The 26,076-nt window shown below is 39.4% G+C and carries 17 protein-coding genes; 3 read left to right on the forward strand and 14 right to left on the reverse strand.

Annotated elements, in window-relative coordinates; all coding sequences use genetic code 11:
• Window positions 1–99 precede the first annotated feature (99 nt).
• Window positions 100–1,884: an ABC transporter ATP-binding protein gene (locus VOI17_RS11995; RefSeq protein WP_323757463.1), complete on the forward strand. Its 1,785-nt coding sequence runs from the start codon at window positions 100–102 to the stop codon at window positions 1,882–1,884.
• 15 nt (window positions 1,885–1,899) lie between these two features.
• On the opposite strand, the gene VOI17_RS12000 is transcribed toward VOI17_RS11995, so the two are convergent.
• The 4 genes from VOI17_RS12000 to VOI17_RS12015 form a co-directional block, all read right to left on the reverse strand.
• A complete protein-coding gene (locus VOI17_RS12000) occupies window positions 1,900–2,430 on the reverse strand; it encodes a hypothetical protein (RefSeq protein ID WP_323757464.1) in 531 nt (176 codons plus the stop codon).
• A gap of 2 nt (window positions 2,431–2,432) precedes the next feature.
• Complete coding sequence (locus tag VOI17_RS12005; protein ID WP_323757465.1) at window positions 2,433–4,205, reverse strand: ABC transporter ATP-binding protein; 1,773 nt, start codon at window positions 4,203–4,205, stop codon at window positions 2,433–2,435.
• A gap of 4 nt (window positions 4,206–4,209) precedes the next feature.
• Window positions 4,210–4,956, reverse strand: a complete 747-nt coding sequence (gene truA / locus VOI17_RS12010) for a tRNA pseudouridine(38-40) synthase TruA (RefSeq protein WP_323757466.1) — start codon at window positions 4,954–4,956, stop codon at window positions 4,210–4,212.
• 124 nt (window positions 4,957–5,080) lie between these two features.
• Window positions 5,081–6,280, reverse strand: a complete 1,200-nt coding sequence (locus VOI17_RS12015; RefSeq protein ID WP_323757467.1) for an acetyl-CoA C-acyltransferase — start codon at window positions 6,278–6,280, stop codon at window positions 5,081–5,083.
• A gap of 193 nt (window positions 6,281–6,473) precedes the next feature.
• Between VOI17_RS12015 and VOI17_RS12020 the strand changes: the two genes are divergently transcribed.
• Entirely contained in the window at window positions 6,474–6,974 is a 501-nt protein-coding gene (locus VOI17_RS12020) for a DUF4293 domain-containing protein (protein ID WP_323757468.1), read from the forward strand.
• Window positions 6,975–6,990: 16 nt separating this feature from the next.
• Here VOI17_RS12020 and VOI17_RS12025 read toward each other — a convergent pair whose 3' ends face one another.
• The 10 genes from VOI17_RS12025 to VOI17_RS12070 all read right to left on the reverse strand — a co-directional run bounded on the left by VOI17_RS12025 (window position 6,991) and on the right by VOI17_RS12070 (window position 22,745).
• Complete coding sequence (locus tag VOI17_RS12025; RefSeq protein WP_323757469.1) at window positions 6,991–8,247, reverse strand: DUF4249 domain-containing protein; 1,257 nt, start codon at window positions 8,245–8,247, stop codon at window positions 6,991–6,993.
• Between the two features lie 77 nt (window positions 8,248–8,324).
• On the reverse strand, window positions 8,325–9,596 hold the full coding sequence (locus tag VOI17_RS12030; RefSeq protein WP_323757470.1) for a DUF4249 domain-containing protein: 1,272 nt from the start codon (window positions 9,594–9,596) through the stop codon (window positions 8,325–8,327).
• A gap of 80 nt (window positions 9,597–9,676) precedes the next feature.
• Window positions 9,677–10,927, reverse strand: a complete 1,251-nt coding sequence (locus tag VOI17_RS12035; RefSeq protein WP_323757471.1) for a DUF4249 domain-containing protein — start codon at window positions 10,925–10,927, stop codon at window positions 9,677–9,679.
• Window positions 10,914–13,133 (reverse strand): hypothetical protein, encoded by a 2,220-nt coding sequence (locus VOI17_RS12040; RefSeq protein WP_323757472.1) that lies wholly within the window; start codon window positions 13,131–13,133, stop codon window positions 10,914–10,916. Before VOI17_RS12040 ends, VOI17_RS12035 begins: the two co-directional genes overlap by 14 nt.
• A gap of 5 nt (window positions 13,134–13,138) precedes the next feature.
• Window positions 13,139–15,931, reverse strand: a complete 2,793-nt coding sequence (locus VOI17_RS12045; protein ID WP_323757473.1) for a carboxypeptidase-like regulatory domain-containing protein — start codon at window positions 15,929–15,931, stop codon at window positions 13,139–13,141.
• Window positions 15,928–16,632 (reverse strand): hypothetical protein, encoded by a 705-nt coding sequence (locus VOI17_RS12050; protein ID WP_323757474.1) that lies wholly within the window; start codon window positions 16,630–16,632, stop codon window positions 15,928–15,930. Before VOI17_RS12050 ends, VOI17_RS12045 begins: the two co-directional genes overlap by 4 nt.
• Window positions 16,633–16,926: 294 nt before the next feature.
• On the reverse strand, window positions 16,927–19,974 hold the full coding sequence (locus tag VOI17_RS12055; RefSeq protein WP_323757475.1) for an efflux RND transporter permease subunit: 3,048 nt from the start codon (window positions 19,972–19,974) through the stop codon (window positions 16,927–16,929).
• Between the two features lie 3 nt (window positions 19,975–19,977).
• Complete coding sequence (locus tag VOI17_RS12060) at window positions 19,978–21,039, reverse strand: efflux RND transporter periplasmic adaptor subunit (protein WP_323757476.1); 1,062 nt, start codon at window positions 21,037–21,039, stop codon at window positions 19,978–19,980.
• Between the two features lie 144 nt (window positions 21,040–21,183).
• Window positions 21,184–21,630 carry a hypothetical protein gene (locus tag VOI17_RS12065; RefSeq protein WP_323757477.1) on the reverse strand — a complete coding sequence of 149 codons (447 nt, stop codon included), beginning with the start codon at window positions 21,628–21,630 and terminating at the stop codon, window positions 21,184–21,186.
• Entirely contained in the window at window positions 21,630–22,745 is a 1,116-nt protein-coding gene (locus VOI17_RS12070; protein ID WP_323757478.1) for a 6-bladed beta-propeller, read from the reverse strand. Before VOI17_RS12070 ends, VOI17_RS12065 begins: the two co-directional genes overlap by 1 nt.
• Before the next feature lie 199 nt (window positions 22,746–22,944).
• Between VOI17_RS12070 and VOI17_RS12075 the strand changes: the two genes are divergently transcribed.
• Complete coding sequence (locus VOI17_RS12075) at window positions 22,945–26,061, forward strand: efflux RND transporter permease subunit (RefSeq protein WP_323757479.1); 3,117 nt, start codon at window positions 22,945–22,947, stop codon at window positions 26,059–26,061.
• Window positions 26,062–26,076: the final 15 nt, after the last annotated feature.

The following is a 26,076-nucleotide window of genomic DNA, read 5'->3' on the forward strand; positions in this document are numbered from 1 at the left end:
CTTTTCTACTGGTGGGCAAAAGTAAGCGAAAAGTTGAAGAATTCTAAAGAATAACTGACGACAGGCAACCTTATTGCAACCTGTTCTGTTAAGCAAAACGTGAAAGAACTAAGCCACCTTAATAAATACCTGCTCAAGTATAAGCTGCTCCTTGTTTTAGGAATCATCTTCTTGATCGTATCTAACTACTTCGCCATTTGGCCTGCAAAGGTGGTGCGCTATGCAATCGACTATGTTACAGAGAGTTTTGCGCTTTATCATGTTTTCGAAGGTGGTAGCTTAGGAGGTACCCTTTTCACAAAGCTAGAAGTTGGAGTTGTTATTCTTGGGATCATCATTCTTGTAATGGCTTTACTTAGAGGTTTCTTTCTTTTCTTGGTTCGGCAAACAATCATTGTGATGTCTAGAAAAATTGAATATGACTTAAAAAATGAAGTCTATGTTCAATACCAAAACCTTCCGCTTAGCTTCTACAGAAAAAACAATACCGGTGACTTGATGAACCGAATTTCGGAGGATGTGAGTCGGGTTCGAATGTATTTGGGACCAGGTATTATGTATGGTATTAACCTGCTCGTACTTTTTCCAATGGTGATTTATGAAATGCTCAAAGTGAATGCTGAACTCACTTTCTATGCACTTTTGCCACTGCCATTACTTTCTGTAAGTATTTACTTCGTGAATAATGTGATCAACAAACGATCAGAAGAAATTCAGCAGAGCCTTTCCAGCATGTCCACATTTACGCAAGAGGCCTTCTCTGGAATCCGAGTAATTAAGGCTTTCGTACGCGAAAAAGATTCTGTTAAAAACTTCTTGAAAGAAAGCGAAAACTATAAGCACAAATCACTCCGCCTCGTTTTCGTCAACTCGCTTTTTCACCCTTTGATTATGGCTTTGATTGGCCTGAGTGTGATCCTCACCATTTACATAGGCGGCAATCAGGTGATTGATGGAAAAATCAGTTATGGTAACATTGCCGAATTTGTGATTTATGTAAACATGCTCACTTGGCCAGTAACCGCCTTGGGCTGGATTACAAGTATTATCCAAATGGCCGCAGCATCGCAAAAAAGGATCAATGAATTCTTGAAAGAGAAAAACGACATTGTTTCTGATAAGGACTTGGATGTCGAAGTGAAAGGAAATATTAAGTTCGAAAACGTGAGTTTCACTTACCCCGATTCGGGTACAAAAGCCCTCAGGAATATTAGTTTCGAAGTAAAAGCAGGAGAATCGATTGCCATAATTGGCACGACAGGTTCAGGTAAAAGCACAATCGCCAACCTGATTGGGAGAATGTACGATACCACTGGTGGTGAAATATCTATTGACGGCCGTAGCATTAAAGATTACCGACTCTCGAAATTAAGATCACAAACGGGCTATGTTCCGCAAGATGTCTTCCTTTTTAGCGATTCTATTGGCAGTAACATTGCTTTTGGTGCTGATGGTATTTCTCAAGAAGACATTATACAAGCCGCCAAGGATGCCGACTTGTATGACAATATTAAGGAATTCCCGAAAGGTTTTGAAACCATGTTAGGAGAACGTGGCATCACGCTTTCAGGTGGGCAAAAACAAAGAGCCTCCATTGCTAGGGCTATTGTGCGGAATCCTAAAATCTTGATTATGGATGATGCGCTTTCGGCTGTAGATACCAATACCGAAAACACCATTCTAAATAGTCTTCAACGGATTATGAAAGGAAGGACTTCGGTCATTATTTCTCACCGTGTTTCTTCTGCGAAATTGGCCGATAAAATAATTGTATTGGACGATGGAGAAATTATTGAGCAAGGCACCAACGAATCTTTACTGGCTAAAAACGGAGTTTATAAAGAACTTTATGACAAGCAGTTACAGCAGGAAGAAGTGGATTGAATTAAGCCTTAAAGCTTAATTCTTCACGGGCATATCAATCACCATTTCCTTGGCCGAAAGGTACTTTTCAATGGTAAAGGTTTGAGGAATCAGTCCAGTTTCTTCGGCCTTTTCTTTTAATCTCGCCTCAATAGTTTCTGGACCAGGAATCACGGCATTATTCGCTAAAATTGTCGCGCGAATTGTTTTTTGCGCAGGCACTTTCACCAAAGTATAACCAACAGGTAAATCAAGCGTATCGGCAGCGTTGTTAAGTAAAACACCAATAAAGAGCTTAATCTCTTTTTTCTCTAAAGTTGTATCGTTGTAATGTAGAATGGTTAACTCTCCATCAATACTGCCTCCAATGGCAAAATCCTTGGCCTCAAAAAAGTAATCCTCAATTTCTTTGGCATCTGCTTGGCCTTGGAACATTCTACCCACCAAATGATAATCATTCACATCTTCAACCGTGAATTCCACAGAATTCAATCCGCCCAAATACACGTAAGATGCTCCTCCACCGATTACCAAAATTGCTAAAGCAATTAAAATATACTTTTTCATACTTATACTGTTGTTACTTCTTTGTACTGCATTTTATACAAGTTGGCATAGAATCCACCTTTGTCCAAAAGTTCTTGATGGCTACCTACTTCCTTGATTTCACCTTTGTCAAGGACAATAATTTTATCCGCATTCTGAATGGTTGAAAGCCGATGCGCAATCACAATGGCTGTTCTTCCCGTCATCAGCTTTTCAATGGCATGTTGGATCATTTCCTCCGTTTCTGAATCCACAGAAGAAGTAGCCTCATCGAGCACTATAATTTGAGGATCGTATACCATGGCTCGAACAAATGAAATCAATTGGCGCTGACCTACCGAAAGTGTGGCACCACGTTCCATTACGTTGTAATCATACTTACCAGGCAATCTTTCGATGAACTTCTTAGCCCCTACCAAAGCAGCAGCCTCTTGAATCTTTTCATCCGAAATATCCGGATTGCCCAATGTAATATTTTGTCGAATGGTGTCTGAAAACAGAAAAACATCCTGCAATACCACACCTATTTTTTCCCGCAAAGCGGAAAGGTCATATTCCTTTAAATCGTGTCCATCAATTTCAATCCTGCCTTTATTAATTTCATAAAAGCGACTTAAAAGATTGATGACCGAAGACTTTCCTGCCCCCGTAGCACCAACCAAGGCAATGGTTTCGCCTTCCTTTACGTGGAAAGAAATATCTTTTAAAACGTATTCTTCTTCGTTATAAGCAAACCAAACATTCTTGAATTTCACATCGCCTTTGAATTTTTCAGGCATATAAGTGCCTTCATCTGTAATGTTTTCATCACTATCCAAGAGTGTGAATATTCGGTTCGAGCTTACAATCCCCATTTGCAGCGTATTGAACCTATCGGCTATCATTCTGATGGGGCGGAAGAACATTTGAAGGTACATAATGAAGGAAATGATCAATCCTGGGCCGATTCCAGAATCGCTCAAAATCCCTCGCGCTCCATACCACACCACCATACCGATGGCCGCAGCTTGGATAATTTCTGCTACTGGAAAATAGATAGCATAATAAAGTACCGACTTAATATGGGCCTTTTCGTGCTCCTTATTGATCTTTTTAAATTTGTCGTATTCGCGTTCTTCGGCATTAAAAATCTGAACGATGTTCATTCCTGTTACATGCTCTTGCACATAAGAATTGAGGTTTGACACTGCATTCCGAACATCGTTAAAAGTGACTTTGATTTTCTCTTTGAAAATGTAAGTACTGAAAATAAGCAGTGGCAAAGTAGCCAAGCTAATCAGGGTCAATCTCCAATCGAGGTAGAACATAAAACCCATGATGAACACCAATTGAAGAAGGTCACCAATCAAGGCTGCAATTCCTTCGCTAAATACATTCGAAAGGGTTTCAATGTCTGAAACATTGCGAGTTACCAACCGACCAATAGGAGTTTTGTCGAAAAACTTAAGCTTCAATTTGAGCAGGTGCTCATAAAGCTTGATGCGTATGTCTTTAATAATGGTTTGCCCCACCCAGCCCGATAGATAGGTGTGTGCATATTGAACTATTGCCAAAACAACCAAGTGAATGACTAGAATGATTAGCATGGTCATTAAACCAGCATAATCTCCTTGCGGCACATAAGTATCAATAGAAAGCTGAACAATATATGGCCTGATGGGCACTAAAACGGCCAATAAAACGGTAAGGAATACAAGCAAATAAAACTGCTTCAAATAAGGCTTCGCGAAGCGAAAAAGACGCTTAAGCACTCTAAAATCAACAATATTACCGCTTTTAACTTGTTCTTTTTCCAAAGGATTAGTTGCTATATACAGAACTAGGATACGTAACTTTCGACAAAAATAGGCCTTTTGGTGGCACTGCCCTACCCGCAGCAGTTCGATCTTTTCGTTCTATAATCTTAATAAAATCTTCAACAGCCATTTTTTCGAGGCCTACTTCGAGCAAGGTACCTACCAAGGCTCGCACCATACCTCTCAGAAACCTGTTGGCAGTAACGTGAAACACCAAAGAATCGTTCTCTATTTGCCAGTGGGCTTTAGTGATGTTACAAATAAAATTATTTACCTCCGTTTTTACTTTACTAAAACTTTCAAAATCCTGAGTCCCCAGTAATTTAGAAGCCGCTTCGTTCATCAATTCCACGTTCAGAGGATTCGGAAAGTAATAACTCACCTCTTGTAAAAAAGGATTCTTTTTTTGGTTAATATAGTATTCATAAGCCCTTCCATTGGCATTGAACCGCGCATGTGCATCGGGTTTAACTTCCACAATGCTGTTAATGGTAATGTCTCGGGCAAAAAATCGATTGAGTCTAAATTCCAATTTCTCAACATCAATTGATTCAACCGTGTCGAAATGAGCAATTTGTTGTTTGGCATGCACTCCAGCATCCGTTCGGCCACTTGCCATAATGGGAGTTTTCACCCCTAATAATCTAGAAATTGCATTCTCTATCTCAGCCTGCAGCGTATGTGCATTCTTCTGGAATTGCCAACCATGATAGCTGGTTCCTTTGTAGCTTATATCGAGGAAGTATCTCACAATATTAGAATTTAGTAGATAGATATTAGATTATAGATGTTAGACGTTAGATCATGAAATATAAGGTCTTGGAAGGATTTCGATTTTGCCACAATTCTAAATACTAACTACTAATTTCTCTATACTAACATTTCTCATAAATAATGGCTGCGCCTTGGCCTACACCAATACACATGGTGGCCAATCCGTATTTTACATTTTCTCTTTTCTGCATTTCATGAAGTAAAGTGGTTGAAATACGGGTTCCGCTTCCGCCCAGCGGGTGACCAATAGCAATTGACCCACCGTTTACATTTACAATCTCTGGATTCAACCCAAGTTCTTGAACACATGGAATGGCCTGAGCAGCAAAAGCTTCATTCACTTCGGCCAAATCAATATCGTTTATCGTCAGCCCCGCTCTCTTCAATGCTTTTTGTGTAGCCGGAATTGGCCCAACACCCATACAATCGGGAGAAACACCTGCAATGGCCATAGACACCACTCGCGCCATTGGTTTTAAACCGAATTGCTTTAAGGTAGCTTCATTTACTATTAAGCTCGCTGCGGCTCCATCATTAATTCCTGAAGAGTTGCCAGCCGTAACCGAACCTCCTTTTTTAAACGCAGAGGCCAAAGACCCTAATTTTTCTACAGAAGAAAGTCTTGGGTGTTCGTCCTTATCAAATAGGATTGCATCACCTTTTCGTTGTGGAATCTCTACTGGAGCCAGTTCATTTATAAATCTTCCTGCTTCGTGAGCCGCTTGGTATTTCAACTGCGTGTTGTGGGCAAATTCATCTTGTGCCTCTCTACTCACTTTCCATTTTTCAGCTACGTTTTCAGCCGTTTCCCCCATTGTATAAGGGTAATGTAATTCTGAAAGTTTCGGGTTAATAAACCTCCAACCAATAGTAGTATCATACATTTCTGTCGCCCTACCAAATGGGGTTTCCGATTTACCCAATACAAACGGGGCTCTGGTCATGCTCTCTACACCACCAGCGATATAAGCGCCCGCCTCACCCAACATAAGCGCCCGTGAAGCGTCCATAATCGACTGAAGACCTGATGCACATAATCGGTTCACGGTAACGCCACCCGTTTCAATGGGCAATCCTGCTAAAAGCAAGGCCATTCTAGCAACGTTACGGTTGTCTTCTCCGGCCTGGTTGGCTGCTCCAAAAATAACATCCTCTACAAATTTCGGGTCAAAAGAAGGGTTACGCTCCATCAAAGCCTTGATGACATGAGCCGCTAAATCATCGGGGCGAACTGATGCCAATGTGCCTCCGAATCTTCCTACTGGGGTTCTTACGATATCAACGATATAAGCGGTTTCCATAAATGAATTTGGGTTTGTGATTTTCGAGACACGAATTTAACTCAAATTAAATAGCAAGGAAAAAGGTTTTAGAGGATTTACGAGTTTAGTCAAGCGAAGTGGGGTACAAACAATATCAACTGAGCAGTTCATGAATTAATGACTTCCAACTCAAAGTGATTTGGTTATATTTGCAGCCTAACTCAAAAAAGACATGATACAGCGAATTCAGAGCATTCTTTTATTAGGCGTTTCTATTTGTATGGGTATGGTTTTGGCCTATTATATTTGGGGTGAGGCCAATCCAGAAAAAACAAAAGGAATTCTTTTCTCTGCCATTGACATGCAAATCATTGATTTTGGCCAAGGTATTGCCGATAAAACGGATGATGTAATTATTGAGACTCAGAGTACATGGTACCTTGCAGGACTTGCTGTTTTAGCAGCCTTAGTTTCGCTCTTTTCTATTTTTCAGTTCAAGAATCGTCTTACCCAAATGAAACTTGGGGCTTTGAATTCCCTACTAATGGTTTCTTATTTAGGTATTTGCTTCTTCAAGGTGAACCAGTTTGAAGAATTAGTGAACCCTCAGGTGCAAGGAAACTTTCAGCTTGGATTCTTCTTACCAGCAGTGGCTTTGGTGTTGAATGCCGTTGCCAACCGTTTTATCCGCAAAGACGAGAAATTAGTAAAGTCGGTAGATAGGATTAGGTAGAAAAAGCTATTGTGGCCTACTGCCACCAAGTTGGTTTCTCGAGACCGCCTCTTCTTCTGCAGTCTGCACAAAAGCGGTGGGCAAGAGACTTGACTCCCGTTAATTGATCGTAATCGTAGAGTTCATAAAGCTCACGTATCGGAATTGCCGTCCCTTGCAGTTCTTCAGGAAGATCTGTTGCCTCATAAAAGGTTGTTAATGATCCATCAAACCCTATGGCAGAATACGTTTCACAAGGCCTAGTTACATATTCATACACTTCTGGATCTAGTTCAGAAGGATCTAGAAATACTCTTTTACTGCTTGCTCCAGCCACTTCAAAATAACCAAGTACTTGCTCATCAGGTGAGTCGATGGAATAAATATTACCAACGATTATACCTTGTTGTTTATCAAACAACGAACTGTTCGATTCATTGAAGAGTTTTATTTTTCGATAATAGCTATAGGCCTGAGCACTTATTGCCCGCTGAGTAACTTCAATTGAGTACATAGAGGTTACATCGAATTCAGACGCTTCAGAAAATCTAACTGGTATTTCGCTCAACCCTCCATTAATATTATTTGCTGAGGTGGCAAGAATCAACTCATTGAATTGACTTTGTCTATAGCATTCCTGCACATCTTCATCAAAAGGGGTAATTCTATAGAACATAGCTAACCCCACGTAGTAGGTGGTGGCTTCATATTTTTTTATATATGGAACCATGATCTGATGTGCGTCAGTCCATTCATAACGATAAAACTGTGTACTTTGATCTGCATTCTCTACATCAATAAAAAACTGAACCCCTGGTGTAGCACCTCCTCTTTGGTCAATTGATTTCATTTCAAAGCGATTGTAAATTTCACTTATCTCAGGTGCTTGAACCAGTTTTTCAACAGATGATTGATACCTTTTACCTTCACTCGTGGTAATAAAGAGCGTATAACTTCTTCCTGCCTCTCCAGCAAAAGTATCGGCAGAAAAGTAAGCGCCAGCACTCTGTTCAGGGAAATCAACACGATTACCTAGGTTATCTTCTACCCAAACAGTTGCGCCTGAAACGGTATTAGAGAGATCATCTACATCTCCATCAACTGGAGAGGTGTAAGATAAACGGACTTCATGGGCTTTTGCTTGATCTGATATATTGGCATCTACTACCAATAATCTCTCATAGGTAACAGAGTTAGTGTCTATTTCCTCAATGCAAGCAGTAGCAGAAAACAACAACAATGCTACAGCTAGTGCCTTAAAAGAAATCATTTTCACTGGCATGCGATTTCCCATATTTCTTTCAACTAAGCGAGACTGGAAGAGTCATTTAGATGACCTCTACACTAAAAATACTCTTTATTAAATTTACTCTATTGCCACCAATCTGGCTTTCCAAGACTCCCCTTTGACCTACAGTCAGTGCAATAGCGATGGGCTAGAAATTTCTCCCCAGAAACTGGATCGTAATCATAAAGGTCATAAAGCTTGCGTATTGAAATTGCGGCTGCTTTCTCGGCATAAGGAAGATCCGCAGCTTCATAAAACCTTGCCAATGACCCAAAATATTGTTCTACTACGGAGAATTCTTCACAGGTTCTCGATACATATTCCATCACTTCTGGATCTAAGTCAAAAAGTGTTAGAAAGACTCGTTTACTACTAGCCCCAGCAACTTCAAAATAACCTAAGACTTGTTCATCGTCAGAACCGATGGACTTAACATTACCCACGATTACACCTTGCTGCTTATCGAAAAGTGAACCGTTTGATTCATTGAAGAGTTTTATTTTTCGATAGTAGACATATGCCTGAGGACTTATTGCCCGCTGAGTTATTTCAATAGCATACATGGTAGTTATGGTAAAGTCTGTCGATGGAGAAAAGCTCACTGGTATTTCACTCAGTTCACCATTGATATTATTAATCGAAGTGGCCAGTATCAGATCATCGGACCTGTTCTCTCTGTAGCACTCACGTACATCTTCAACAAAAGGGGTAAGCTCATATTCCTTAGACACCCCAACACGTACTTCATTTGCTTGCCACATTTTAATGTGTGGAACTATAATCTGATGGGCATCGGTCCACTCGTAACGATAAAACTGAGTGCTTTGATCAGCATCGTTTACATCAATATAGAACTGAACCCCTGGGGTAGATCCACCTTTTTGATCCGTTGGTTCCATAGCAAATCGATTATAAATTTCGTCTACCTCTGGTGCTTGAACCAGCTTTTCAAATGATGACTGATATTGTTTTCCTTCATGTGTAGAAATGAACAGTGCATAACTTCTACCAGCAACTCCAGCGAAGGTGTCAGGAGAAAAATAGGAACCAGCACTTTGTTCAGTGAAATCAACGCGGATACCCAAATCGTCTTCTATCCAAACTGCTGCACCTGAGACAGTATTTAAGAGGTCATCCACATCGCCACCTACTGGAGAAGTATAAGTTAAGCGAACCCTATGGGCTTTTGCCTGATCGGAAATATTGGCATCTACTACCAATAGTTTATCGTACGTAAAGGATGCCGTTTCCAGATCTTCAATGCAACCAGTAGCAGTGAAAACGACCAAACATATTAGCCAGAACTTCGGTACTCTTTTGTTGTTAATATTTTTTCTTCTTCTGTTCTTTTCCATGTTTCTTTCAACTAAGTGAGAATGGAAGAGCCATTTTGTGAGAACTCTACACTGAAAAACTATTCTTTACCCAAAGTACTCTATTGCCACCACACTGGTTTACCTATACTACCTCTTCGTCTACAGTCCGCACAAAAACGATGAGCCAAATATATAACTGGCGTCCCTTCTTGGATATCATAGAGCTCATAAAGTTCACGTATTGGAATTACAGTACCTCTCATTTCCTCAGGAAGATCCGTTGCCTCATAAAAGGTTGTTAATGATCCGTCAAACTCTATGGGTGAATACGTTTCACAAGGCCTAGTTACATATTCATACACTTCTGGATCTAGTTCAGAAGGATCTAGAAATACTCTTTTGCTACTGGCTCCTGCCACCTCAAAATAACCAAGTACTTGCTCATCAGGTGAGTCGATGGAATAAATATTACCAACGATTATACCTTGCTGTTTATCAAACAATGAGCCGTTCGATTCATTGAAGAGTTTGATTTTTCGATAATAGCTATAGGCCTGAGCACTTATTGCTCGCTGAGTTACTTCAATTGAGTACATTGTGGTTACATCAAAGTCAGTAGCTGCGGAAAAGCTCACTGGTATTTCATTCAACTCACCATTAATATTGTTAACAGAGGTGGCCAGAATGAGTTCATTGAAACGGTTCTCTCTGTAGCACTCCTGTACATCTTCGTCAAAAGGTGTAATTCTATAGAACATAGCTAACCCTACGTAGTAGGCGGTGGCTTCATGTTTTTTAATAATGGGAACCTTGATCTGATGGGTATCAGCCCATTCGTAACGATAAAACTGAGTGCTTTGATCAGCATCTTTTACATCAATAAAAAACTGTACCCCTGGTGTAGCACCTCCTTTTTGGTCCGTTGATTCTACTGCAAAGCGATTATAAATTTCACTTATCTCTGGTGCCTGAACTAGTTTTTCAAATGATGATTGATACCTCTTTCCTTCGTTTGTAGTAATAAATAGTGCGTAACTACTTCCAGATACTCCTGCAAAAGTATCAGGAGAAAAGTAAGCACCAGAACTTTGTTCAGTGAAATCAATGCGATTACCCAAGTCATCTTCTAACCAAACAGCTGCACCTGAAACGGTATTCAAGAGATCATCCGTATCTCCATCTACTGGAGAAGTATAAGTTAAGCGAACCTCATGCGCTTTTGCCTGATCTGAAATATTGGCATCTACTACCAATAATTTCTCATAGGTGAAGGATGTTCTTTCTAACTCTTCAATACATGATGTAGTAATCAATACCACCAACCAGATCAGGAGGGTTTTTACTGATATTTTGAAGTTACCCTTTTTCATTTGTATGCGCTTTCACCATGAATTTTTTAATAATGGAGATTGGAATTCCCTCCTCTGTAAAGCCTTCAATAACTAGTTCAAAATCTCCTTGAACATCAGATGTATTAAACTGAATTTGTTGAGTACCTTCCTGATTTACCGTGTAATCTGGCAACCAAAGCAGTTGAATTCTTGAATCCGGAATTCGTAGGTCTTTCATATAGTCTGTCTCTCGTTGTGGAGTTTTCACCTCAGGTGTCAGTAAATCGAAAGCCAAATGGTTGGACGTAATATCAAAGCCTCCCAAGTTACCTTCAATAGTTTTGAAACTAAGCACTCCGTCTGCAATCAAAGACCCGAAGAAGTAGCGCTTATTAGCCACATCAACACTTTTTATACGATACGGACTGAATTCCAGCAAGTCAGAAGGATTAACAGGCACCCCATCTAACAACGCAAGTGATTCCATTTCAGAATTGAGGGACTGATCTAAAATATGGACCACAAAACGTTTCTCCCCACGCTTCTCTCTTACACCAGCCACCGGAATGTACTCTACAAAGTGTTCTTTCAACGTTCTGAACCTTACATAATCATCGAATTCATAATGTGCTGTAAAAGAGTTAATTGCGGTTGTTATGTTGTTTTCAATTCCCAAGGAGTCAATAGAGGGAGTGAAATAAGCATTTTCCAGCTGGCTGATAATACTCCTTTCTCTAATGTCTACAAGCTGGGCAGTATCTATGACAATGGGAGAGAAATTTAATTGATGCTCCTCTTTAAAACCATTACTTAACTCAAAGGAATATTCGTTATCGAACTCTGGCATAGTAAGATGGGCAGAAGTTGTTTTCCCTCTGTTCACTGTTTGATACTCCAACAAGAACCTTCCTTCACGGTCTGTTCTTGCTACAGACATATTTAAAGTATTTTCTCCTGTTAAGCTGAGCACAACGTTTTTATTAACAACAGAAACCGTATCTCTCTCCGTTTTCAATATGCCCTCAAGTAATTGGTAGCGATATTCTGGTAAGAAAGAAATATATTCTGGCAGTGGTTTATTCTCTATTGTCTCAAAACTCGATGCACGCTGTAGCTCGTTATAGTCAAGGTTTTCAGGCAAACTCAAGCCTTCTTTGGAAAAGATAGAATGGAGCTGTGGTTGCTGACTTACAAAAGTTTTACGGATAGATACACTATAACTTCCTTTAGCAAGGTGCTGTTCCATTACTGTAGGCGATCGAGAATCCAGTACTGTTGGTGAGGCCTCCTGTTCCAATTTTGTGTTGAATAATGGAGCTACAAACCTTGATATTCCTTGAGCATCTTTAAAAGAAACACTTAAGACATCTTGAGGTAGTTCAGTTCTCTTTATTCTAATTGGGTAGGTACTTTGAACATCTCGTTCGATAATTACTTTCCCTTGATGTTTAATATATAACCGACCAGACTTGACCTCTCCAATCGGTGTCAGTTCAATTTGATCATCGCTATGTAAAATATTAAGCCCTACTCCAGTATCCGTAGATATTGGAAGGTCAAAAAACTGAAACCCACCCTCGGGATTTTCAAGAAGCAATTGATAGTTTATTTCCTTTTCAGGAATAATTTCAAAAGCTCCGATGCCATTAATATCGCTAAATATGTCCGCTATTTGCTTCCCTCCTTCACTAATTACCCGTCCTTTCCTTGAAAGTAGTTTATCTCCCTGATGAACTTTAAAAACCACATTATTGCTAGCATTTGTAACTAAAGCACCAGAAACGGTACTAAATTCCACTTCCACGTCAGTCGCTACAATATCTGCGTTTATATGCCCTTGATATGGATTAATAAATACAAGCGGTGCTTGTGCTACATCATCAAAGTTTCGCATCCAGCGCGTGTAGGCAACAAGGTAGTATTGACCGGTTTGAGTACTTGATGGCACAAAAAACTCTCCACTAGTCTTCCCGTTTTCGAGCTGGTGCTTACGTTGGAATATAACACCACCTTCCCCAACTAACTCAACATAGAGGTACTTACTTAGAGATGAGGGTTTGTTTGTGGTATTGCTCAAACAGAAAGCTGAATACTGAAGTGTTTCTCCTACCAGTAAATCATGTGCATTGACATCAATGAACACTCGCTCTCTTACGTTTGGCGCTTGAGCAAACACCCCCACAGTTACTAAAAGCAGCGTAAGTATGGCCAGGTAACGATTTGTTCTTTTGTCAGTTTGTGTCATCTCCATTAGAATTTAAAGTTGTAAGAGATGGTCGGAATTGGTGAGCCAAATACAGATAGTTTATAGCCCTTTACCTCCCCGTCTTCTAAATCAAAATAAAGAGAGAATGGGTTTTTTCTACCAACCAGATTATAGATTGAAACTGACCAAAATGAATGCGTTCCTTTGGTAATTCTATGCCCCCATTTTAGGGTGAACCCCAAATCCATACGGAAATAGTCTGGGATTCGGAATTCATTCCTATTCGAATAGTTGAGAATTTCGACACCGTTCAGCTTGTAAAGTCCAGTAGGAAATGTGATTGGTCTGCCAGTACTGTATGCAAGATTGTATGAAACAGTAAACCTAGAGGTCACTTCATAATTACTTACCAGATTTATGGTGTGCGGCTTGTCATAATTGGTAGGGAAATATGCGCCTTTGTTAACCGTCTCTTCATCAAAATCTCCACTGAGCTTAATAAATGTGCGGGCATATGAATAGTTAAACCAACCATTCAATCGCCCTGTTGTTTTCTTTAAAGAAAGTTCCAAGCCATATGATTTACCAGGGCCTTGAAGCGCTATAGATTCTATCCTATCATTCAATAAGAAGTCCGCACCAGTTTTAAAGTCCAATAGGTTATCGAGTTTCTTCCCATACAATTCAAGAGAGGTCTCTAGTTCACCATCCATGAAGTCTTCGTAATAGCCAACTGATACCTGATCTCCCGTTTGAGGTTTTATGTAACTGTTCGAGAGTCTCCATATATCAGTAGGAGAAAGTGAGGAGCTGTTGGATAGTGCATGTAAGTATTGCCTGCTTTTATCGTAACTGACTTTCACTGAACGGCTCTCCCCTAACATATACCTTCCGGCTAATCGTAGCTCAGGCCCCTGGTATGTTTTTATAAACTCTCCTTTTTCGTGGAGTGTTTCTCCAGTTTTGGTGTCTGCGTTTTTCGGGGCATTTTCCAAATACAGGCTAGTAACCCCTGGCCCAAGGTAGGTGAAGAAACTATACCTAAGCCCATAATTAAAGCTCAGTTTTTCACTCACTTCGTGTTTATCTGAAAAATAAACCCCTCCTTCAATTCCTTGTTCAGGACTTAATGCAACGGGAGCGACAATTGATTCTGCTCCGACTGGTGATTTGGAACCAGGGTTGATATCATACCGTTTTGCTTCAAGCCCAAAATTGAACTGATGAGCCACCTGGATATCCTTATTCATATCCAGCCTAGCTCCATATTCTTTTATTCCAAAATCTTGTGCAAAAGCATTTTTCACCAATTGGGTTGCCTCGAAATCATAGGTGTATTTACTGTAAGTTGCTATTAGGGACGCATCCATAGTTTCATTGAACCTGTGTAACCATTTGGCCGTTGCCATTTCATTGATATAAGAAAAATCTGAGAATGAGAAGAGCGTATCAGAGCTCAATCGGAAGTCATCTTTACTCAGGTAGGCAGAAAGTGATAGTTTATTGTCCTGATCAACTTCATGGTCATATTTGACAATAAAGTCACTGAAAGACACTTTATTACCCTTGAAGTCTGAATGCGCTATACTCTGAAGAATCCAATCAGAATAGGTGACTCTTCCGCTCGCCAAAAGAGAAGATTTACCTTCTAATATTGGAATTTCAGCAGTAACTCGTGAAGTAATCGGTGAGATACCTCCTTCCACAACAACCTTTTCTTTATTGGCTGTTTTAGCTGTTATTTCAAAAACGGAAGACAACCTCCCTCCACGGTTAGCCGGAATACCGCTTTTAAAAATATCCATCCCCTCAAGCGCATCAGAGTTGAAAACAGAGAAGAATCCCATGAAGTGAGAAGCATTGTATACTGTAGCACCTTCGAATAAGAATAGGTTTTGATCAGATTTCCCCCCTCTCACGTTGAAGCCTGCAGCTCCTTCTCCCACGGTTTGAATACCTGCAAATGTGGTGGCCACTTTTAAAATATCTTTCTCCCCCAGTACTACAGGTACTGTTTTGGATTGTTCTACGTTAAGCCTTTCAACGCCCGTAGTCAATCGCTCTATATTTGCCCCTCTGTTTGCTTCTACAATTACCTCATTCAAAGCAATCACATCCACATCCATCCCTATGTCCAATTGCCCGTCTGAAAAGAGGATCAGGTTTCTCCTAGCCCTTTTCATTCCCGTAAACTGGACCTGAATTTCGTGTTTCCCATTTGTTATGGTCAGGGAATAAAAACCATCCCTCCCTGAAGTGGTCCCCTTATTCCCATCGGGAGTATATACAAGCGCTCCCTCTATCGGCTCTCCAGTGATACTCTCCTTTATATAGCCTACAAGGGTAGAATTACTACCTGCTTTGAATTGCGCTCGACTTCCTACTTCAAATACAAAGTTTTCTAAGTCTTTACTATTCTGTGTTTCTCCCTTAAATTCCTTAGTAAAAAGCAGTTCTTTACCCTCTTCTATCTCAGTTTCTTCTTTTCGTTTATTAGCTTGGGTCAACACACTACTCACTATTTCAGGAGTAGATATAATAGTGATCCCGTTGGTCAAATATATTTTTCTGTCTTGCAAATAGTACCGAACAGAAGTGTTTTCAAAAAGTCTACTTAGAACATCCTCTACAGGCGTTTGACTAAATGTACCTGTGAACTGCAATGAATCAATCCAGTCATTTTTATAGAAAAAAGTATAAGCCAGTCGGGCTTCAATATCTAAAATAACTTTTTCTAACGAAGCGCTTTCATAGCTCCCCGAAAAGGATGGTTCGTTTTGCTGAGCAAAGCCATTGAGACTTAAAGCCAATAAACTGAGTACTATTATTTTTCTCATTGGATGGAAAGGTTATCACAGTACTTGGCCAAGTGGATCAGGAAATTTTCCTTACCTATTCTTTTTATCTCGCGAGACTCTTTTAATCGGATAAACTTCTTGATCTCCTTTTTATGTGATGGAAATTGCTTCAGATAAGACCCTTTATTCTTAACTCGCACTCTCTCATTACCCGTTAATAAATAAAACTCATCGGTCCGTGTGTATTCAAATTCTCGGTCCTTAATATCTAGCTTTTTAGCACTTTCTTTAACAAAAGAAAGTTGTTCCCCCTCAAAGATTATAAGGTAATAGCCAGTTGCTTCATTCTTGGGTTTAAAAACTCCTGCTGGTGTTCTGAACCAGTTAACTAGCTTTTGGTCTAAGCTTACCGTTTGATAGGTTAATGGATGTGAGATATATGCTACCTGCTGTTCTATATTATATTTCATTCGAACGCTGCTGTAGAGTTGGTTATCATACATAATACTAGCCTTCATCCAGTCTAACGTATTCTCAGTGAAGAAAGCATTGACCTTTGGTCGTTGCGAAGCTAAGTTTGGGAGTGGTCCTGTCATCGGTTTGATATTCACCGAATCAAAACGTGCACTGTACCAATTATTAATATCTCCTTCTAGATTAAAATCCTTAAGGCTGTATTGCTGCCCATAACCCTTCAACTGGATAAGTATGAGTAGAACTAAAAGAGGGATATACTTCATATTTCAGGTTAAAAAAACTCACTCGCCATTATACATAATTTACAATTTATACTTTGAATAATTAAATATTATGTACGATCGAGCCAAATATATAAAACATATAAGATCAATTGCAAGTATATTTATGAGAGCCCCATAATTTTCTTACTTACTGGTATGTGATGTTTAACAATCAAGACACCGTATTCCCTGATTAGGTTGTGCTGTATGGATGTATTTTTGGATAATCGGCTAATCTGAGTTTAAAGAACTCAACCATCTATAAACTACGCCAAATGATCTTATTTAGAAAATTTAGCCCTTCTTCTTACTGATTACCCAATAAGAGAGAGGCACAAAGAACAAGGCTGTGAAAGTACCGATGGTCAAGCCGCCTATGACAGTATAAACCAGCGGTCTTTGAAGGTCGGCACCAATACCACTTGAAAACACTACTGGTAATAATGCCAAAATGGTAGTAATCGAGGTCATTAATATGGGCTTAAGCCTTATTTGACCAGTTTTTGCAATGGCATTCTGTAATACCTGACGCTTGGTATTTGTTGGGTAACTTAACGAAAATTCTTCCCTCAATCTGTTGATAGTATCAATTTTTAGGATGGCGTCATTCACCATAATTCCCAACATTACGATAATACCAATGGCTGACATCACATTCAGGGTTCCTCCAGCAATCATTAATACTAATAGCGCACCAGCCACACCAAGCGGTAGTGTAAGAATTACAATTAAAGGTTGAACCAGTGATTCGAACTGAGCTGCTAAAATAAAATAGAGTAGTAATACAGAAATCATTAAAATGAAAGTCAACTGCTGAAGGTTTTCTCTGCCTTGAAAATAAGCGCCATCAAAATCGACAGAGAGCCCATATTGAGCAGCCTTTGCAGGCAATTGCTCCTGTAGTCTATCAATGGAAGCATCATCAAGGTTCTCCCATTCTAAACTTTGGTAGATTCCGGTTTTATCTGCTGTAACCGCCTTGATATCCTTAATGTATTCGAATTTCACAAAGTTAGAAAGCGGATACATTTGATTGCTTCTGCCTTGAACGGAAATACCATTGAGCTTACTTCTAAAATCTTCCGTTCCTCGTTGAATCCAGATTGGAGTTACTTCTCCAAATCGCCTAATTTCTGTAACCATATAGCCATCTAATGCTTTTGAAAGCGCATCTTTCATGGAGTTTTCAGAAATGCCGTAAAAGGACAAGGCTTTATTATCGATAACAGCTTCCATAGATTCACCGAACTGGAACCCATTTCCTGACCTTGGTTTCTCGTTTACTATGGCAACCACATCCTTTTCAAGGTTTGTTAGCATTGCTTCATCAAGACTCTCGCTACCAGAAAGTCTTTTCCACTTTGCAATAAAGTACTTCTGGTCTGAGCTAAAAATCTGATCGAAAGCATTTGGAGCATCTTCTACTTGAAAAGAAGCCGTTCTATAAGTGTTTTCTAAAAAGGCCGTTATCTTTTGCTCCAAATCTAATTTCGCCTCAGTAGACTCAGAATTAAAATACACTTCTGCGCTTTCAATCGAGTTACTCTGCTCGGCTAAGAGAAATTGCTTCAGTCCAATATCTGATTCACTTGGAGTAGATGCCGCTGTTTTTTCAAGAAGGTCTAAAACCCGCCTTTTATTTTCTTCAGCATCCAATGGTTCGTTCCACTGAATTTTGACCAAAGTTTCTGTTTTATCAATGGCAGGCAAACCTTCTTTATGGGCTCCAACGATCATAAAATAGGCCAGAGGAATTAACGCTATCAATAAAATAAGGCTCAAGGTTTTAAATCGCCAAACCACTTTAAAAATTGATTTGTACAATTTCAAAACCCCTTTAAAGATCAAACTATCCTCCTTAATGGGTCTTTTTAGATTTTCAAAAAACTTTCGATAAAGGAGTGGTAACAACACGAAAGCCACCATCAGGGAAGTACCCAGAATTATAGCGACCGAAAGTGCTTGATCGTAAAACAAAGCGCCAGAAAGTCCATTCAGAAAAACCAATGGCACGAATACCGCCAAAGTAGTTAATACAGAGCTAATCAGCGGAGTCATTACCTCATTCACGCCTTGTATACAGGCTTCTCTTATCTCCAACCCATCCTTCCTTTTACGCGTAATGTTATCAATCACAATAATTGAGTTGTCGATCAACATTCCCAAGCCAAGTGCTAAACCACTTAATGAAATAATATTTACAGATAGGCCAAAGGCATAAAAAAACAAAAAGCTTATCAACAGGGAAATGGGAAGCGTAATTCCCATCATAATTGGCATGCGGACATTCCCCATAAAAAGGAACAGCACCGCAAAGGCAAAGATACCTCCATAGATAAGGCTAGTCTTTAAATTGTCGATTCCAGCATTGAGCAAAAGAGATTGATCTTGGGTAAGCTCAAAGTCCGTTTGAGGATAATCTTTTTTGAAATTCTCCACCGCTTCGTAAAGCAAAGGAGTCAATTCAGTCATTTTTGCCTTGGCTTGTTTATGCACGGTAACCACCAAGCCTTCTTTCTGATTGCTCAAATGATAACCCTGCCTTTTGTCAGACTGAAAACTGACTTCGGCAATATCACTTAGCTTAATTACATCGCCTTCTCTATTTATGATGGGAAGGTTTTCAATCTCACCTATATTATCCAATCGATTGGCTATTCGAACAAAATAACGGTACTGGCCATCCTTTACAGAGAGTCTTCCCAAATCTCGGTTGGCCCCTTGTAAAACTTGATCAATCTGTTGCTCTGAAAGACCGAGGGCTCTTATTTTTTCTAAATCAGGCGTGATACTTATGAACTGGCCTTGAAAACCATTAACATCCACAATTGAAACCCCAGTGATTTGCTCAATTCTTTTCTTTAAAACACGATCTGTCAATTCTGAGGTTTGCGTGTAATCAATGCCTTCTTTCGGGATCACTTGAATTCTGGCAATTGGAATGTCCGAAGTATTGATTCTCACCACTTGCGGTCTATCCATATCGCGTGGTAAGTTTTCCTGAAGTCTATCTATTTTTTCATTGATCTCAATATAAGCCAAGTCCATTCTGGTACCGAACTCAAATTGCAACTTGAGCATTCCGGTTTCGCTATTGGCAATGCTTTCAACAGACTTTAAGCTATTAAGCGTATTTAAGGAAGTGCGAATTGGATTGAGAATACTATTTTCAATAATACTGGGTGGATTATTGGGATAGTTTACCTTCACAATAATAGCAGGCACCTCAATATTAGGCAATAAGGAAACTGGCAATCTTTGTAAGGCCAGAAAGCTAAAAAACAAGATGCCAATAAAGCTGAGAAATACCGCTACAGGTCGGTTGATCAAAAATTTAACCATTGCTTACTGGTTAGAATTGGTGAGATCAGCTTGGGCAATGCTAACCTTAGCAGCGTGCGCCAACTGAATATTATTGGTAAGCACGACTTGGTCTCCATCCTTGAGGCCATCGAGCACTTCAACATCCGTTCCGTTATCAAGCCCTATCTCTACATATTTCCACTGGGATTCTCCATTCACTACGGTAAAGATCACCGACTTCCCTTGTTTAATTACCACCGCTTCTCGCGGAACAATAATATGACGTTCCTGCGGAACACGTATAATAGCACTTGCACTCATACCCGGCAAAAGCCCTTCTGATTGATTCAATTTTAATTCTATTTGAACCATTCCGTCTTCATCTACCCTCGGGTTAATTTCATTTACGGTAGCCAAAAAAGCCTGATCTCTGCGGGCTAATGGAAAAATATCGGCCACAAGACCACGCTTGATATACCCAAAATCCGGCTCTAATATCTTTGCCGTAAGGGTCAGGTTTTTATCATTATAAATAGAGCAAAGTACTTTTCCTGCCGACACAAGACTTCCTTCTTTGGATGCCAAATCAACGATTATACCATCAGAGGGTGATTTAATAATGGTGTTTTCTAAATTGATTTTTGCTTCGCGAAGATTTATTTCCGCATCCACTAACCCAGACTTTAATGACAAATTACTTAGCATCTCATCATTATGGCGACTATAACCTAATGAATCATCTTTAAATTGCACTAATGCCTTCTTATAGGCGGTTTCTGCCTTTTCGATAGCAAATTTTTCTTTTTCATTTTGTAACTGGCCGATTACCTGCCCTTTTTTTACCCTTTGCCCATTTCCAATACTGAGTTCTTGTAAATAGCCACTCCCTTCAAAAATAATTTCGAGTTCATATTCAGACTCTATGGTACCTGTAGCGCTGACTAAGAATTCAAATGGTCTATATTCCGCAGTGGCTACTTTTACCTCTGTGGGCTGAACTTGCTTTCTTAAGGTTTCTTGGTCAACCTCTTCAACCTCTACCTTTTGGTCTTTACAAGCTAAACACAATAGAAAACATACAGATATAAAAAAAAGTCGCTTCATAATAGACCAAAATAATGTTAAAATATGATTTCAAAAAACTAATTCGGTAGATATTTAATATTAAGATAAAAATTAGTGCTAAATATAGCTACCATCTTTTCAATTATTCATTATCAATAGCTTACTCCATAAGAGTGTATGATTCTATGGGCGATATCGAATTCTAGGGCTGCCCAAAATCTCCCTCTCCTTATTTATAATATAACCATTATAGCCCTCTATCGATTCCCCATTCGCTTCTCTAAAAAGAGATTCCTCATCCACAACTACAGAATATTTGTAGTTCAATTCCGTCAACCACTGTTTAACCTCAGCTTCCGAATCTGCTTCTACATAAATAAGGTAATCCATATTTTTTTTGATGCAATCAGCTACCGCCAATTCGATTCTGTAAAGGTTATCCTTCTGCCACTTTCTATAGATATAAGCAACATAAGTATTCTGGGTCAACACAAAAGGAGATTTTTCGTTTTCAGCATTATGATGAATTGAAACCACAGGCAATTCTGGCAGAATCAACTTTCTTGTTCCTGAAGAACAAGAAAAACTCAATGCGGCAAAAAGCAATAGTAAGAAAAGTAATTTTTTCATCAGAACTCAATTTTAGTAATTACTATTATTGGATTGTCATCCTGTTTAACGCCATCAATCACTGGTTGACGTTTACCAAAGAGCGCTGGATTTTCCTTCGCTAAATTCAGTATATCCCCAGCATGAAAAAGGAAAAGCAAACGATCTCCCGCTATAAACTGAAATGCTGGAGCAGTTTCTTCCATACTCTTGATCAGCCTAGATGCGCCTGTTTTCTTATTCAGCAATAGATGAAATGCTTTTGGTTTATCCGGGTTTTTCTGAAGCATAATATTGAAGTAGGCATAGTTTTCTGATTCAACATATGCCAGAATAAAGGCTGTTCCGTTATTCATTATTTTTTGAAAATTCTCATATGGATCCTCGCTTTCAAAAGCGTTCTCTTTCAAGTTCAAATTTCCAAAATCGAATTTATAAGTCGGGATCAGGCTATCCTTTTCAATCTTATACACTTGATTATTAAATGGTTCGAAATAAAGGCTTTCATTTTCATTCCTACCAAAATTATTAGTTCCAATAGAAAACATAGCCCTATCAATAATAGGGTAGAACTTGCTGATCAATTCCCCTTTAAAATTCCGGCTGTGGAGGTTGTGCTTATTTCCAAATACCGTGTTGCTGCCCGTTGAAAACACATAGCCGAAATCCGCCAACTCAAAAGAGGGGTAAGTGCTTTCCTTAAAAAAAATGGACTTTATGAACTCGCCTGTTTTTGAATAAAAAGAAAGAGATGACCCTTTGCCTTGTGAGAGAATGACCAAACTGTCGCCAGATACCACAAAACCAGATGGGTTCCTGTACTCTGTTGGGCCGTCACCAATTTGACCAATGGTGTTCAGAAAAGTACCGGAATCGCTAAAACGATGCACTTTACCTTCTTGACCAGAAAAGACAAAATATTCATTGTCTGCCTTTCTAAACATGTTGAAATCACCAATCACGGTCTCATCTGTAGCCAAAGGGATGAGCTGGACTTCGGCACTAGATAAAAAACCATGAAATTCATCTGGTTCTAATTCATCGAAAAGAATGGTATTTTCTTCCTTAGCTGAAGAGCAGGAGACTAACCACAACAGTATTAATGTTAAGTTAACAGCCAATAATCTCGTTTTCATAAATATCATGTAGCAGCTAAGGTTGGTTCAAACCAAATATAGTAGTTATAACTAAAATAAAAGTCATACACCTAATTTTATAGTAGTCTGCATTTGCTTTAATTTAAAGTTTACTAAATTTATGATGTTTTTTATTTTCATTTCAACCTAATAAAGACTTATTTCAAGTTGAATATCTGAGGCCTTATTATTTTTCAAGATGAAGCGACCTTTTCGAATGGTAATAGTATTTGTGGTTTTAGCGATGATTGGCATTGCTTTTATCCCAAAGCTAAACGTAAACTTTACCCCGCGCTACACCAAACCTGCGATTACTATCTCATATAGTCTACCAGATTCATCGCCCGATATTGTAGAACGTTTGGCAACTTCACCGCTTGAAAACGCTATTTCCCAAATTGAAGGTGTAAACAAAGTCACTAGTGTTTCTAGGTATAGCACCGGAAGCATTGAACTGTCCTTTGATAAAGGAGAGGATATGGAGTTCCGTAAATTCGAGATCAATTCATTGATTCGGAACATATATAAGAAGTTACCAGAAACCATGAGTTACCCCATGGTTGAGCAACGTGGTGGTGAAACACAAAACCAATCGGAATCCCCTATACTACTCTATTCTATTAATGGCCCTTATGCTTCTTACAAAATTAAAAAGGATGTAGACGAATACATTCTGAAACCGCTATCTGCCATTAGTGAAATTAAAAGAACCGAATTAACTGGAGCCAACGAATTGCAGATCACGGTTGATTTTGATCCTCTATTGTTAATGAGGTATGGGCTTTCCAAAAGTGACATTGTAGGTAGCCTTAACCTTTTTCAAGACAGAAATTACCCTGGTATGATCAAGAACCCTGCGGGTCAGCAGTTCTACTTCAGAAGCTCCTCAGAACTCACAAGTTTAGAAGACTTAGAACAAGCCGTAATCAGCAATATTGAAGGCAAAGAACTTTATTTAAAGGATATCGCCAAGGTTTATTTAGAAGAGCAAGAGCCGAGAAGTTACACCCGAATCAATGGCCGTAACGCAATTAACTTACAGATTTATGCTCGGGAAGGTGTCAATAAAATTGTATTGGCCAAACAGATACGAGACCGAATTGAGGAATTGCAATCCACAGTACAAAGTGACCTAAACATTCTATTAGAACAAGACGACACAGAGTTCCTTAACAAGGAGATGGATAAAATCTACCAAAGAACGTCTCTTTCCATTATAATACTCTTGGTCTTCATCTTCCTGATCAATAGAAACCCTAAATACCTAGTAACTCTTTTCATGGGTATCGCGGTCAACCTCTGCATAACTGCAATTATCCTATTTGCCCTAGATATTGAGCTTCATATGTATTCCATAGCCGGGCTCACCATTTCTTTTGGCCTAATTGTAGACAATGCTATTGTAATGATGGACCACATGTACCGAAAGAAAAATCGAGGTATTTTTGTAGCACTTTTGGCCGCTTCATTAACCACCATCATGGCGCTTTTAATGGTACTGCTGCTACCCGAAGAAGACCGAAGAAACCTTACTGATTTTTCAATTGTAGTGGCCATTAATTTAGCGGTATCATTACTCATAGCCTTATTTTTCACCCCTGCCCTTTACCAGCTTTTGTTTAAAAAAGATATGCAAAAGAGCAAGTTATTGAGTACCCGTCAACTCCGCAGGAAAGTAAAATGGTTTAGGGGCTATTCTAAATCTATTGGCTTTATAGTTCGGTACAGAAAGTCTTTTATCGTTCTCGTTATTCTTGGTTTCGGTTTGCCGGTGTTTAAAATGCCTATACAATGGGAAGGCCAAGAATGGTACAATAAAACAATTGGAAGCGACAAATATCAAGATGATATTCGCCCTATTACAGACAAAATTCTAGGGGGGGCCATGAGGAAATTTGCCACCGAAGTTTATCAAGGTTATTTATACAGGGATGTTAGTCAAACCCAGTTAACGGTAAGGGCTACATTACCCATGGGTACCACATTGGAAGATGCCAATTATGTAATTGGAAAAGTGGAAGAGTTCGTGGACGGAGTTAAGGGCATAGATAAATACATTACCCGTGTAAATAACAGAACTGGTAGTGTGCAAATCACTTTTGAGCCGGAATACGAATTCTCCGCATTGCCTTATCAGCTCAAAGGGCGTTTACAGGCCAGGTCTGTAGATTTAACGGGCGTTCAGTGGTCAATAGTGGGTGTAGGACAGGGCTTCAGCATTGGAGGGGAAAGAGGTGAATCACAAGAGTTTGGCATTAGAATGCGAGGCTATAATTATGATGAATTAAGCCGACAAGCTGACATCTTAGCCCTAAAATTAGAAAACCACAAAAGGATACAAGAAGTAAAAACCAATGAACAAATTGGATATCGCTATGGGGCAGTAAAGGGGAATGAGTATGTACTCTACTTTGATGTAGACCGCATGGCCAAAGCAGGTATAAGCAGAGGAGCCGTCACCAACGCGCTGATCGATTACACTTTACCAAACTCATCATCTTCATCAGCCAATTTGAACAATGAACGTACTCCTATTTTTGTAAAGGCCATGAATGCCAAAGACTTTTCTAAATATGATTTAATGGAAGAGGCCCTTCCCATCGACACCAGTCGCTTGGTGAAAATCAACGACTACGCTACCATGGTTTTTGAAGAGGCCGCCAATGAAATACATAAAGAAGACCGACAGTATTTAAGGCAGTTAGGCTTTAAATATTTGGGCTCGGGAAAATTTGGAGCCGAATACCGAGATAAGATGATCGAAGAAATGAAACTTATTATGCCCGTAGGCTACCAAATTGACACCCAAGACCGATTATTTCGTTTTGACAAACAAACAAAACAATATGGCTTATTAGGCTATTTAATTATTGGCATTTTTATAATTTGCGCCATTCTATTTGAAAACCTAAAACAACCTCTCTTTATCATTATCACCATCCCCACTTCGTTCATTGGACTCTTTCTCATTTTCTCTTTGTTCGATTTTTCTTTTGATCAAGGAGGTTATGCGGCTTTTGTAATGCTTGGAGGCTTAGTGGTAAATGCGGCTATTTTCATTGTGAATGACCTCAATAACACTAGGTTGAAAAAATATAATCGTGCGGTTTTAAGAGCAGTAATTGGTAAAGCACAGCCTATTATGCTGACCATACTGTCTACTTGTTTTGGCTTAATTCCTTTTTTACTCGAAGGCGAAAATGAAGCTTTCTGGTTCTCCTTAGCCATTGGCACCATTGGTGGACTAATGTTTTCTACCGTAGCTGTTTTTCTTTGTCTACCTGTTTTCCTTACCAAGAAAGTTAAAAGGGCCTAATACCTTCTTATTCGT

Origin of the sequence: Roseivirga sp. (assembly GCF_034669765.1) — a bacterium.
Taxonomy (GTDB): Bacteria; Bacteroidota; Bacteroidia; order Cytophagales; family Cyclobacteriaceae; genus Roseivirga.